This is a genomic window from Bacillus alkalisoli, assembly GCF_002797415.1.
Classification (GTDB): domain Bacteria; phylum Bacillota; class Bacilli; order Bacillales; family Bacillaceae_I; genus Bacillus_CD; species Bacillus_CD alkalisoli.
In genome coordinates this window covers 806416-819766 of the sequence record NZ_KZ454944.1, presented here as the reverse complement: position 1 = coordinate 819766, position 13351 = coordinate 806416, and the positions used below count along the sequence as shown (strand labels likewise).

Here is a 13351-nt window from a genome sequence, read left to right as displayed (position 1 = left end):
CATCGTGACACTTTTAAAAGGTTTGAATTTTCTGAAAATAACCTGTGTAAGCGAATACATCTTGTTCAAACTATTGTATCCTACTTTTTTCTTACTTTTTTAGATTGTGTTTCATTTAGAAGAAAACGTTGTATGAAGTATAGCCGAAAATTTCTCCTGGCCCTTCCGTTTGTACTTGTTTCAAGCTGTTTTTGAGCTTGTTATCAATATAGTAATGGACTAATAATGAAGTATTTGGGTCATTTTTTAATTCCTCATGTGTAAGAAACACTGCTTCTATTAGTTCATTTTCGTCGTGCACGATAGTTGTATGTATAGGATGGCAAGAAAACATAATCATGTTATCACTTATTTCGTTTTTAATGACACCTGATCGCACACCAACTATGCTTTCTATTGTGCATTCTATTCCTGTTTCTTCTTTAATCTCTCTTATGATAGCCTGGTCTAATGTTTCCCCCGCTTCTAAAAATCCAGCTGGAAATGACCACTTTCCTTTTAAACCTCCGTATTGTTTTTTTACGACTAGCACCTTTCCATCCTCTGATTCAACGATTCCAGCAACGGCTAACCAAATGCTACCCCTTTTTGTCATATTCGTTTCTCCTTTCTTCATTTTTTATGGGACATGATTTCTTTACATAATGTAAGTTAAGTTTACTACATGTTTAACAGATTAATTTTAGATTTGTGTTTCAATCTAGTATTCTTATGTTACAATTTCCTACTCGTTTGTTTCAATCTTCCTGTCTTGTATTTCAATTTCAACTGTATCTTCTTCTTTTTGGTAGTTGTGTTTCAATTTTTGGTTGTTCTGTTTCAATCCCCATGGCTTCTGTTTCAATATCTACTTTATCCTCTTCTTTTACTTTTTTGTGTTTCATTTCTCTTTACTTGTGTTTCAATTTTAGGTTGTTCTGTTTCAATCTTCGACAATTGTGTTTCAATTACCATTTTGACTAAATAAGAAAAAATGCCCAAGGAGTTTCCCCCCTGAGCATCTCTATCTGAACGTATTAATGATGATTATAATACGTTAAATTTACCTTTTTTCATTACAAGACCAGCTCCGCCCATCATGTATAGAGCACGGTTATCAACCATTTTCTTCATGAATGAAGCTTTAGAACCCCAAACTTTACGACCAAAAACAACACCAATCGCATCGTCTTCACCTAAAGAACAAACTGTTCCTTTTAAGTCTGGTGTAAATGTTTGTAGTTCACCTTGGCCACGTACTAAAACAGTTAAGTTTTTCGCACAAACTTCACCTTGTTGCATAGCGATTTGAGCTGTTGGTGGGTAAGGGCGGTTAATCTCTTCGTTAATGATTAATGCACAGTCACCTACGATGAATACATCATCATGACCTGGTGCACGTAGGTAAGGATCTACTTTCACACGGCCACGCATGTTTTCGAAACCAGAATCTTCTACTAAGTGATTACCACGTACTCCTGCTGCCCAAACAACCGTACCAGCTTTAATTTCTTCTACTTGGTCTTCTTTTGAAACGATAATTCCTTCTTCTGTTGCTTCTTTAATAGCAGTTCCAATTTTGAATTCAATTCCTTTGCGCTCTAATTGAGTAACAGCGTACTCAACTAGCTCTGGATCAAATCCTGGTAATACTGTAGGAGCCGCTTCTACACAAATAATACGTACTTTATCATGTGGTACGTCAAACTCTTTGCAAAGTTCTGGAACTCTGTTAGCTAATTCTCCAAGGAATTCGATACCTGTGAATCCTGCTCCACCTACTACTAGAGTTAAGCGTTCATCACGACGATCTTTTTCTGTATTGTACGTAGCAAATTGATATTCAATATGCTCACGAATTTGACGTGCAGCGTTTAAGTTAGCAATAGAGAATGCGTGCTCTTTTAAGCCTTTGATTCCGAAAGTTTCGGACTCATAACCTAAAGCCACTACTAAGTAGTCGTAAGAAAGCTCTCCGCCCTTAGTTAAAGCAACTGTTTTCTCTTCTTTGTTAATACCTGTAACTGTATCAACTAAGAAATGTACTTTACTTTTTTCAATAACGTCTGATACTTTATATCTTGTGCGTTCTGCTGGTAATGTACCTGCAGACGCTTCATGTAACCAAGTTGACTCATAGTGATAGTCATTTTTATTTACTAACGTAATATCTGCTTCGTTAACGCCGATTGATTTTTGTAGGCGTACAGCAGTCATTAACCCACCGTAACCCGCACCTAAAATAACGATTTTTGGCTTTCTCACCCGTAACATCCACCTTTACAAAAGATTTATAAGTATAATAAATATAGAATGACGATTGACAAATTTCATACTACTACTATCCGCTTAAATAGACTTTTTTATGAATGATTAAGATTGTGAAACACTTCACTATCGTAAGCGCAATAAACGTGCGAAATTTGTCACAAAATCTTATTATGCCTACACTACATAATATTCTTTTTCCTTTCATTTTTCAATATAAAATATTAAGTTGGTAACGTTTAGAATTTTTAGAAAATGATAAAAATCGAATCTATTTCGTAAATACCGTTCGTTTAGTGAAAAAAGAATTTTCTGTCCAATATCATATTATAACGTCCGCATCAAATAATATTTTATTTACATAAACAGTTTTAAAGTTCGTTTTTCGTAAAGTATTTGTACTTTATAGAACTTACTCAATCAATAATCTAAGAAGATTATACTCACTTTTCTTTATTTATATGATAGAAATGGTTATATTGTTAATATATTCACAAAAGTGCTTTCATGTTTTGGAATTTTATAAAAATTTGTTAGAATTAACAATAAACATCACAGTAAAACTGTCTGTTTTGTGCTATTATATTTATTGGAAGAAGATTTATACATAGGGGGTTTGTCAGTATGAGTGAAGAGCAAAAAGTATACGACATAACGATTATAGGTGGCGGTCCAGTTGGACTATTCACTGCATTTTATGGTGGTATGAGACAAGCAAGTGTAAAAATAATTGAAAGCTTACCACAATTAGGTGGTCAGTTATCTGCTTTGTATCCTGAAAAATACATATACGACATTGCTGGTTTCCCAAAAGTACGTGCTCAAGAGTTAGTCGATAACTTAAAAGAGCAAATGTCCAAATTCGAGCCAACTTCAAGTCTTGAACAATCCGTTCAAACAGTGGAAAAGATGGCTGATGGTGTTTTCAAAATAACAACGGACAAAGAAACACATTACTCAAAGGCAATCATTATTACAGCTGGTAATGGTGCGTTCCAACCTAGACGCTTAGAGCTTGAAAGCGCAGTTTCTTATGAAAATAAGAATTTACACTACTTTGTAGATGATATGAATAAGTTCAAAGGGAAAAAAGTTGTTGTATTTGGTGGCGGAGACTCTGCAGTTGACTGGGCATTAATGTTAGAGCCAATTGCTGAAAAAGTAACACTTGTCCACCGTCGTGACAAGTTCCGTGCTCATGAACATAGCGTTGATACGTTAATGAATTCTAAAGTAGAAATTAAAACACCTTGGGTTCCTTCCGAAATCATTGGTGATGAAGCTGGAATTAAGCAAGTAGTCTTAGAAGAAGTGAAAACAGAAAATAAAGAAGTATTAGATGTAGATGCAGTTATCGTAAACTACGGGTTTGTTTCTTCATTAGGTCCTATTAAAGATTGGGGCTTAGAAATCGAGAAAAATTCTATTTTAGTTAATTCAAAAATGGAAACAAACATCCCTGGAATTTATGCTGCTGGTGATATTTGTACGTACCCTGGTAAAGTGAAATTAATCGCTTGTGGCTTCGGTGAAGCTCCAACAGCGGTGAACAACGCAAAATCTTACATTGACCCTAAAGCAAAAGTACAACCATTACACAGTACTAGTTTATTTTAAAAAATAGATATGTTAAAGGTTAATGTTGATTTTGACACCTTTCTAGCAGTTGATTTCCGTGCAAGTCGTAGACTCCTGCGGGAGTAGCGGGGGACTGGAGACCCCACAGGCGAAGCCGAGGAGGCTCCAGCCACGCCCGCGGAAAGCGGAGACTTGTGCGGAAATCAACTGTGGTCTTTAACAGAGCCTGAAAAATAGATTAAAACAGTCAACTCTTAGTGAGTTGGCTGTTTTTTATACTGCAACTTTCCATCTACCATTACGTCTAAACATTTAGCAACATCAAACCCCACACGAAAGGTGTAGTGACAATGAAGTTACTTAAAATTTGCTTCGCGTTTATGATTTTCTTAATCGGAGCCTTCTCCTTCTCTGCTAGCGGTTCTGCTTGTTCTTGTATGCCAAATGAAGATCCAGCAACAGAATTTGAGCGCTATGATGCTGTTTTTGCTGGTAAAGTAATTGGAAAAAAGAAAAATCCAAACGACTCTATGGAATACTTGGTGAAAATGGAAGTGTCAAAAGCATGGAAAGAAGTAGAGCATAAGGAAGTATGGATAACAACGTCTTGGGACTCGGCAAGCTGTGGAGTTAATTTTGAAACGGATAAAGAGTACATTGTATATGGAATGAAACAAGAGGATGGAAAATATAATGTAAATTTATGCTCTCGCACGACCTTGTTACAAGATGCACAAGAAGACTTAACGATTCTAGGTGAAGGCTATGTTCCTTCAAAAGAAGTAGAAAAGAATCAAGCAATGTCCACATTAAATAACGATGAAGTGATGGTATACGGTTTTGGCTTAATAGTAATTTTAACTGGGGGAGTATTCCTTTTTAGAAGAAAGAGAAACAAAGAATAATACAAAGCGGATCGGTCGAAAAAATAATAGGCTATGATATTTACCTTCTTACATTTAATAGTTATACTACAAACTCTTTAATACAAATATACTGTTCATTTTGTCTTTTTCTTTGATGAAAATGATCGTGGGAGTCCTCTCCATAATCATTTTCGTGTTTTTCTTTGGTGAAAATGATCGTGGGTGATCTCTCCATAATCATTTTTGTGTTTTTCGTTGGTGAAAATGATCGTGGGAGACCTCTTCATAATCATTTTTGTGTTTTTCTTTGGGGAAAATGATCGTGGGAGACCTCTCCATATTCCTTTTTGTATTTTTCTTTGGTGAAAATGATCGTGGGTGATCTCTCCATAATCATTTTTGTGTTTTTCGTTGGTGAAAATGATCGTGGGAGACCTCTTCATAATCATTTTTGTGTTTTTCTTTGGGGAAAATGATCGTGGGAGACCTCTCCATATTCCTTTTTGTATTTTTCTTTGGTGAAAATGATCGTGGGAGCCCTCTCCATAATCATTTTTGTGTTTTTCTTTGGTGAAAATGATCGTGGGAGGTATCAAATCTATCGACTTTTTGTTCCCAGACCTTTTATTAACAATCTTCTGGTGCCCCTGCATTTGTAGCAGTTTTGAAAGATGATCCACATCCACACGAAGCGATTGCATTCGGATTATCGATTGTAAAGCCTCCACCCATTAACGATTGTTTAAAATCTATAACAACACCTCTTAAGATAGGTTTGCTCTCATCGTCAATTAATACTGTAATTTCATGATGTACCTCTTCTATATCTGTTTCGCCTTTATCCTCTTCAAAACCCATACCATATGATAAACCTGTGCAACCGCCACCTTTAACAGCAACACGTAGAAACACATCTTCGCTTCCATGTTCTTTCATCATATCTTTAATTTGGAACGCAGCAGCTTCCGTAATTTTAATAACTTGCTCCATTTCTTTCACCCCCTGAAAGATTCTACTATTTTCATTATACTAATAGGGATAGAATAACTCAAAGATTGAATACTGGATTCTTACTATTATTGTATGCATTTTCAAATAAAAGTGACATGTTTATTCATACAACACGTATAATACATAGAAATGTGGACAAACTATAAATATCCCCCGTTTTAACTATATGCTTACACAATTGGTTAATATGTAAGCAAAAGAGGTTGAAGATAAGATTGGTAACACAACCTTATCTTCAACCTCTTTTTTTACAAAAATGACTGAATGATTACACCAATGTTAAAGGTGCCAGGCACTTTTAACATTGGTGTAATTTTAGTTTGTTTAGAAAAAGATGAACATGCCGGCAATCGCGGCGCTTAGTAGGTTTGCTAATGTTCCAGCTAAGATTGCTCTGAAGCCTAATTTTGCGATATCAGGACGACGTGATGGAGCAAGTCCACCTAAACCACCTAGTAGGATGGCTAAGGATGAAAGGTTCGCAAATCCACAAAGAGCGAACGAGATGATTGCAACAGATTTTTCATTAAACATATCAATTTGTGTAGAGAAAGTAGAGTATGCAACAAACTCGTTTAATACTAATTTTTGACCAATTAAGTTACCAGCTGCTACTGCTTCACTCCACGGTATTCCTATGACAAATGCAATCGGTGCAAATAAGTACCCTAAGATGAAGTCTAGAGATAGCTGACTGAATCCAACTGCTCCACCTAATCCGCCTAAAATTCCGTTAATAAGAGAAATTAATGCGATGAACGCTAATAACATTGCCCCTACATTTAACGCAAGCTTTAACCCATCTGATGCTCCACGAGCTGCCGCATCAATAATATTGGTAGGCTTTTCATCTTCTCCTTCATCTAATTCTTCTTTTGTAGGATTAACTGGTGTGTCTGTTTCTGGGATTAACATTTTAGCCATAATTAATCCACCTGGTGCCGCCATGAAACTAGCTGCTAATAAGTACTCAAGTGGTACACCTAATGCCGCATACCCGAATAATACAGAACCGGCAACCGAAGCAAGTCCACCAACCATAACTGCAAACAATTCAGATTTTGTCATTGTTTTAATATATGGTCGAATAACTAGCGGAGCCTCCGTTTGACCAACGAAGATATTTGCAGAAGCAGATAAGGACTCCGTTCTGCTTGTTCCAAGAAGTTTTGATAATCCTCCACCTAATAAACGAATAACCCACTGCATAATTCCTAAGTAGTATAAAACAGATATTAAAGATGAGAAGAAAATAATAATGGTTAGTACGTGAAAAGCAAAAATAAAGCCAGTTGTATCAGAAGGTGCACCAAGGACAGGACCGAATAAGAACCCAATTCCCTCGTATGCATAGTCAATGATATGCTGTACTTTTTCAGTTAGCCATAGAAAGGCTTTTCTTCCTAAAGTTGAATATAAAACAATATAAGCAAATAATAATTGAATTGCTAAACCACCTAGTATCGTTCGAGGCTTTATCTTACTTTTATTTTCAGACAAAAGAAAAGCAATAGCAAAAATCGAAACAATACCTAATATTCCCCAAAGGACGTTCATCATGAAATGTCACCTCTACTGTTAATTTTGTAATAACTGGATGTTGTATGTTGTCTGACATCAAACGAATACAAGTAACACTTTACAACAAAATGAAAGCGTTTAAAAGTATTTTCTTCTTGTAAATTTCATACATCCTCTTTTACTCGAGACAAATGAATCTATTTGTAAAATACCCAAAATGAGGGAAAGCATGTATTCATTTATTTCGTATAGCTTCTTTACTTTATGGATAATTCCGTAAATATTAAGTGACAAATAGTTCTTTTTACCCTAAAATGTTAGTAAGGTAGTTCTTAAGGTATATGAAAACTATAAAGCAACAGAAAGGTTGTTACTTATGAACCATCTATATGATAAAAATTTCACATGTCCTATTTGTGATAAAAAACATATATCAAAAAAAGTTCGTTCTAAATTTATAAAATCTATTTCACATGACAGTGACTTTTGTACTCACTACGAATCCGTTGATACAAATCCTCTTTTGTACTATGTAAATGTATGCCCTACTTGTGGTTATGCTTCTTCTGAAGAATTCTCGAATTATTTTAAGCCTGGAACAAAAGATCAAATTGAAACGAAGATTTGGAAACATTGGCACGGAAAGAGTTATGGAGAAAAAAGAACAGTTGATTTAGCCATTAATACTTATAAATTAGCCATTTACACTGGTCTATTAAAAAAAGAAACTCCAATTGTTATAGCAGGACTATATTTAAGATTAGCTTGGATCTATAGAACTTTGCTTGTAGATGAATTACAAGAAAAGCGATTTATGAAGCTAGCACTAGAGCAATACAAAGATTCTTATTCAGTGGGAGATTATATCGGGAAAGATTTGTCCGAATTACGGTTGCTGTATATTATAGGAGAACTATATTCAAGAATAGGTTACTTCGAACAAGCAATAAAATATTTCTCATTAGTTGTCCAACATAAAAACAGAACATTTGAAACTAGAATGGTAGAAAATGCCAGCAACCGATGGTTCGAAATTAGGGAAATGCAAAAAAGCAAAAAAACTGCTATGTCGTAAACAGTAAATCCAGTCCTAGGAATATAAAAAAATCAGCTCTTATTTTTGAGCTGATTTTTTCTTTAAAACATGGGATTTTCTTCTAGGTATTGATAAACATTTTCCACTAGTTCCTCTGGAGTGTTCCCAGATACAACATCTCCATTCACTAGAACATACATTGAATTAAAACATTTACCACAATATCCCAAGCATCCATATTCAACTATATCTAAATTAGGGTCTTTTTCTAAAATTTCTCTAGCTTTTTGAGCCCCACTTGCTAAATTACTTATACAAAATTCGATAATTGGCTTCATGCTATTCACCTCTCTATTGCCTCTTCATGCTACCTTTTTTCCCATAATTCGTCAATCATTTAACCCTTAACAAATTAAGAAAGTATGTTGTTATTTTGTCATAATTTCGATATACTTTTAGTTGGTATTTTTGTTATAGTGTTATACATTTTTCGTTATGAAAGCGCAATTTGATAATTATTACGATTATATTTATATAATTTTTCCTAGATTACCAGATTTTAACTACTAACATTCCAAAAGGGGTTTACACATATGAAAAAACTTGTTGTGCTTGGAGCAGGTTACGGTGGCATGCGTTTATTACAGCGTTTACTTCCTAATCAATTACCAATCGATATGGAAATCATCTTAGTAGACAGAGTTCCTTATCACTGTTTAAAAACAGAATTTTATGCATTAGCTGCGGGTACGATTTCAGACCATCACGTACGAGTTACGCTTCCAGAACATGAAAGACTTACTGTAAAGTATGGAGAAGTCTCCAATATTGATATGGATGGACAAAAAGTATATTTTGCTGATAGTGATGATACGCTAGAATACGATTATATTGTTATTGGTTTAGGTTGTGAAGATAAATATCACGGTGTTCCAGGTGCGGATGAACATACCTATAGTATTCAAACTATTAACAACTCAAGGAAAACGTATCAAGCTTTAAATGAACTTGGGGCAAATAAAGTAGTAAGCATCGTTGGTGGTGGGTTAAGTGGTGTAGAAATCGCAAGTGAACTTCGCGAAAGCCGTCCGGACTTACAAATTAAATTATTTGATCGTGGAAACGTTATTTTATCAAGCTTCCCTTCTAGATTAAGTAATTATGTTCAAGGTTGGTTCGAGACACATGGTGTAGAAGTAATAAACTCTTCTAACATTACTCGTGTTGAGCCTCAAACACTTTTCAATCATGATGAACCTATTCATAGTGATGTTATTGTATGGACTGCTGGTATTCAACCAGTTAAAGTAGTTCGTGATTTAAATGTTGAAAAAGATAATCAAGGTCGTGTTTTATTAACGAAACAACATAATATTCCTAATTTCGAAAATGTATATGTTGTTGGTGACTGTGCAAGCCTGCCTCATGCTCCAAGTGCTCAATTGGCAGAAGGTCAAGCGGAGCAAATTGTTCAAGTATTAGTAAAGAGATGGGCTGGCCAAGTACCACCATCTGAATTTCCACCTATTAAATTAAAAGGTGTTCTTGGTTCTTTAGGGAAGAAACACGGATTTGGTTTAGTTGCGGAACGTCCATTAACGGGTCGAGTTGCGAGACTTTTGAAATCTGGAGTTCTTTGGATGTACAAGTACCATAACGGTTAATAGATACGAAAAGCATGCCTATCATATTGGCATGCTTTTTTTATTATTCTGCTAAATAGCCGTACTTTTCCATTTCTGCATAAATCGTTTTTAGTTTCGGATTTCCTTCACCGACTATTTCATCATTGATGACAACTACTGGATAAAACATATCTTCTTCTATAACACGTTTTGCCCATTCTACTTTATTTTCTTCATCTGTAACTGGGTTAAAAATATCTATATAACTAATATGAAACGCTTGGCTTGGAAACTTTCTTGCCACTGCTGCTTGAAGCCATTCATACGTTTCTTTTGATGAAGGTAAATTCACACAGCTTGGACACAAAACTTCCGCACCATACACACAAATCTCTACTTGTTGCACTACAAAACACCCCTTCTACTCACTCATTTCCAATAATTTAATTTTACCTTAAAACGCTTACTTTTACATATAATAAATCTGATGAATCACTTTTGTATGTTGGAAGGTACTTTTGTTTGTTTTTTATAATTCAAATCCTTGAGTGGATTGGAGCGGAAGGCACCTGACTCCTGCGGGAAGTAGAGCAAAGCTGGAGACCCCGCAGTCGAAGCCGAGGAGTAGGTTTTTTCACGTTAGTGAAAATAACCTTCCACGTTGCTCCCCGCGGAAAGTAGGTGCCTGTAGCCAAGAGGAGCGGGCTAATTTACTAACAAAAAGGAAATTCCTTAAAAAGCCTAGACCTCTACAATAGATTTTTTTACTTAAAACCATTATAATAAAGATAAGAAGATTTGAAAGGAGCGATTTGCTATGTCTACAGAGAATCAAACAGAATTAATTGAACAAGTACAGGAAGTTTTAGATAAATTACGTCCATTCTTACTACGTGACGGTGGAGACTGTGAGCTAGTGGATATTGAAGACGGTATCGTAAAATTACGTCTTTTAGGTGCATGTGGTTCTTGTCCAAGTTCAACGATCACATTAAAAGCTGGTATTGAGCGCGCATTATTAGAAGAAGTACCAGGCATTGTGGAAGTAGAGCAAGTATTCTAATTAACATTCAACAAAAAGGTAAGGCCAGTTTGCTACATTCGAGCAAACTGGCTTTTTTTTATTTTGGCAAAACACTATTCACTTTTTTACCCTCTAATACAGCTTTTATGTTTTCACAGCATAATGCAATCATTGCACTGCGGGTCTCTACACTTGCGCTACCGATATGAGGAATAGCTGTCACTTGAGGGAAAGCTAACAAAGGATGTTCAGCAGATATAGGCTCTTCGTAAAATACATCAAGCCCTGCCCCTGCTATACTACCTGTTTCTAATGCTTCAATTAGAGCCTGTTCATCAACCGTTTGTCCTCTGCCAACGTTTACAAAAATGGCACTCTTTTTCATCAGTCCGAATTGTTCTTTCCCAAACATTTGCCTTGTCTCATTAGTCAATGGAGTCAAACAAACAACGAAGTCTGATTCCTTCAGAAGGTCTTCAAACGATTTATATTGGGCACCTAGTTTTTGTTCCGCTTCTATTTTACGATTACGGTTGTAATATAAGATGTTCATATCGAATCCAGTTGCCCTTTTCGCAACTGCTTCTCCGATATCCCCCATACCAACAATTCCGATCGTTTTATGATGTACATCACTACCCGCTAGCAAAAATGGACTCCAACTTTGCCATTTTCCACTTTTCACATATTCATTAGCTTCTACAATTCGTCTTGCTGTTGCAAGTAATAAAGAAAATGTTAAGTCTGCTGTCGTGTCCGTTAATATGTCAGGAGTATTACAAATGGTTATGCCTAACTCCTGCGCTGTAACAAGGTCAATGTTGTCATATCCTACTGCTAAGTTAGCGACAATTTTAAGTTTTTTAGATGAAGTTAATAGCTCTTTATCTACTCTATCTGATAGCATCGTTAACAATGCATCACTAGTTTCCGATTCTTTCTTTAACACCTCGTACGGTACAGGGATATCATCATGCTCCCACATTTTTACTTGAGCTACATGTTCAAGCATACTAACAATATTATCTGGTAACTTTCTCGTAATAAAGACTTTATATTTTTCCATTAACACAATGACCCCTTTAAACTTATTCACTCGAGTGAGTTTAATAATGTACAATTACTATACGAAAAACGAACATTAAAACCTATTCATTGGTATAAAAAACCGCTTTATATCGAACGTTATCTAATCATATTGAACTGAACATTCGTTTTTCACTAAACGTACCGTAATTATGAAGTTGATTCACTCATTATCATTTTAGCACATAAATTATAAGGGGCAGATGTCTCAACACTTATACCCACTCTAGAGTTGGTATTTTGTAATTCCTCACAGGAACCGCTGCTGTATCGTAAAAGCTTTTCAGTAAATGCTCGTATGTTGTGGAGAAGTTTAATACTTCAGTTAATCTGTCTTCGTGCCATTTTTTATCTGTTCGAGCAGAACTCGTATAATAATTTTCAATACATTCTAAGTAATATACTGGAAAGATAAGTCTTGAGTACGTTAACCTCCATGAAAAAGTGGAAAGTGGTGCCACTCTCTCGTAATCACGAGTAAATTGATGTATTTTTGCTTGATCGTACGAATTCGAATAAACACATTCAGACCTAATGTATTCTGAAATATCTCTACTTGCATGGTCAAACACCCAGTCTAGAGGTAACTTAGCGTATTGTTGATTTTGTAGCCATGTGCTTTGGGAAAAGCGATGGTGACAAATGGTTGCTGCATCATTCATCATTGGCTGATCATCTAATTCAGTATCTACTAAATACTGGATTGCATTCTCGGTTAAACCTAAGTAATAAGGAAAAGACTCTACAAAAAGTTTATCAAAATAGTCTACAGGATGATTCCTTACCATTTCATAGTAAAAGCTTTCCATTTGATCAATACGCTTTTCCCATAATGATTTCCATTGGCCAATCCTATTCATTGCCTCTATTTTTTTCGGAAATGCGCGCGCTTTTTGGTGGAATTTTGCCAACTCCGATCCAATTGGCAACTCTGTCCTTGTTTCAACATAAGGTATTCGAAACAACCCATAAGTTGTTTCTTCTATTTCCGTTGTATATTCACCGTTTTTATTTTTCACGAGAGAACAGACATAAATATCTTGATGCTGTCTTAACATATAGTCACTTAGTTGTTGTAGTTCTTCTAATTCTTCTTTATCCATATACCCTAGAGGCACCATAATATATAAAACTCGATTTGCCCAAAATGCATCGTAATGGCGAAACTTTGTCTTACGTTCCATTCGCAAGTTGTAATGTTCATAAATTGCTTGTTTCAAAATACCCTCCGCCTCCTTCACTTATCACATATATATGAGATTCTTCGTAAAAACTTGTTAAGAAGATTGTTTTTAGGGTATTTAAGTAAAACGTAGATAATAAGCATAGTTCATCTCAAATGGTAAAACATATGGGG

At 35.5% G+C, this 13351-nt stretch carries 13 protein-coding genes and 1 pseudogene; 5 read left to right on the top strand and 9 right to left on the bottom strand.

The window, feature by feature from the left end; translation table 11 throughout:
- Window positions 1–115 precede the first annotated feature (115 nt).
- The 3 genes from CDZ89_RS03865 to CDZ89_RS03860 form a co-directional block, all read right to left on the bottom strand.
- On the bottom strand, window positions 116–595 hold the full coding sequence (locus tag CDZ89_RS03865; RefSeq protein ID WP_096156796.1) for an NUDIX domain-containing protein: 480 nt from the start codon (window positions 593–595) through the stop codon (window positions 116–118).
- Window positions 596–852: 257 nt separating this feature from the next.
- The gene (locus tag CDZ89_RS20265) at window positions 853–981 is read right to left on the bottom strand and encodes a hypothetical protein (RefSeq protein ID WP_264755082.1); all 129 of its coding nucleotides are present in this window, start codon (window positions 979–981) and stop codon (window positions 853–855) included.
- Between the two features lie 45 nt (window positions 982–1026).
- Entirely contained in the window at window positions 1027–2253 is a 1227-nt protein-coding gene (locus CDZ89_RS03860; RefSeq protein WP_096156795.1) for an NAD(P)/FAD-dependent oxidoreductase, read from the bottom strand.
- Window positions 2254–2871: 618 nt separating this feature from the next.
- On the opposite strand from CDZ89_RS03860, the gene CDZ89_RS03855 reads away from it, so the two are divergent.
- Together CDZ89_RS03855 and CDZ89_RS03850 are read left to right on the top strand one after the other, a co-directional pair.
- Window positions 2872–3864, top strand: a complete 993-nt coding sequence (locus tag CDZ89_RS03855; RefSeq protein WP_100333303.1) for an NAD(P)/FAD-dependent oxidoreductase — start codon at window positions 2872–2874, stop codon at window positions 3862–3864.
- 311 nt (window positions 3865–4175) lie between these two features.
- Window positions 4176–4730 carry a hypothetical protein gene (locus CDZ89_RS03850; RefSeq protein WP_096156793.1) on the top strand — a complete coding sequence of 185 codons (555 nt, stop codon included), beginning with the start codon at window positions 4176–4178 and terminating at the stop codon, window positions 4728–4730.
- Window positions 4731–5318: 588 nt separating this feature from the next.
- Here CDZ89_RS03850 and CDZ89_RS03840 read toward each other — a convergent pair.
- Both CDZ89_RS03840 and CDZ89_RS03835 read right to left on the bottom strand, forming a co-directional pair.
- Window positions 5319–5681: a HesB/IscA family protein gene (locus CDZ89_RS03840; protein WP_096156791.1), complete on the bottom strand. Its 363-nt coding sequence runs from the start codon at window positions 5679–5681 to the stop codon at window positions 5319–5321.
- Window positions 5682–6026: 345 nt separating this feature from the next.
- Window positions 6027–7259: a NupC/NupG family nucleoside CNT transporter gene (locus tag CDZ89_RS03835; RefSeq protein WP_100334258.1), complete on the bottom strand. Its 1233-nt coding sequence runs from the start codon at window positions 7257–7259 to the stop codon at window positions 6027–6029.
- A gap of 340 nt (window positions 7260–7599) precedes the next feature.
- Between CDZ89_RS03835 and CDZ89_RS03830 the strand changes: the two genes are divergently transcribed.
- Window positions 7600–8298, top strand: coding sequence for a DUF2225 domain-containing protein (locus tag CDZ89_RS03830; protein ID WP_100333301.1), 699 nt, complete (start codon window positions 7600–7602; stop codon window positions 8296–8298).
- Window positions 8299–8360: 62 nt separating this feature from the next.
- Here the strand turns inward: CDZ89_RS03830 and CDZ89_RS03825 are convergent, their stop codons facing one another.
- A complete protein-coding gene (locus CDZ89_RS03825; RefSeq protein WP_096156789.1) occupies window positions 8361–8597 on the bottom strand; it encodes a YuzB family protein in 237 nt (78 codons plus the stop codon).
- 255 nt (window positions 8598–8852) lie between these two features.
- Between CDZ89_RS03825 and CDZ89_RS03820 the strand changes: the two genes are divergently transcribed.
- Window positions 8853–9923 (top strand): NAD(P)/FAD-dependent oxidoreductase, encoded by a 1071-nt coding sequence (locus tag CDZ89_RS03820; protein ID WP_096156788.1) that lies wholly within the window; start codon window positions 8853–8855, stop codon window positions 9921–9923.
- A gap of 43 nt (window positions 9924–9966) precedes the next feature.
- Here CDZ89_RS03820 and CDZ89_RS03815 read toward each other — a convergent pair whose 3' ends face one another.
- Window positions 9967–10290, bottom strand: a complete 324-nt coding sequence (locus CDZ89_RS03815; RefSeq protein WP_096156787.1) for a YuzD family protein — start codon at window positions 10288–10290, stop codon at window positions 9967–9969.
- Window positions 10291–10716: 426 nt separating this feature from the next.
- Here CDZ89_RS03815 and CDZ89_RS03810 point away from each other — a divergent pair.
- Window positions 10717–10947 (top strand): annotated as a pseudogene (locus CDZ89_RS03810) (NifU family protein); the annotation flags it as partial.
- Window positions 10948–11005: 58 nt separating this feature from the next.
- On the opposite strand, the gene CDZ89_RS03805 reads toward CDZ89_RS03810, so the two are convergent.
- Both CDZ89_RS03805 and yutH read right to left on the bottom strand, forming a co-directional pair.
- On the bottom strand, window positions 11006–11974 hold the full coding sequence (locus CDZ89_RS03805; protein WP_096156785.1) for a 2-hydroxyacid dehydrogenase: 969 nt from the start codon (window positions 11972–11974) through the stop codon (window positions 11006–11008).
- Between the two features lie 235 nt (window positions 11975–12209).
- Window positions 12210–13214: a spore coat putative kinase YutH gene (gene yutH, locus CDZ89_RS03800; protein ID WP_096156784.1), complete on the bottom strand. Its 1005-nt coding sequence runs from the start codon at window positions 13212–13214 to the stop codon at window positions 12210–12212.
- Between the last annotated feature and the right edge of the window lie 137 nt (window positions 13215–13351).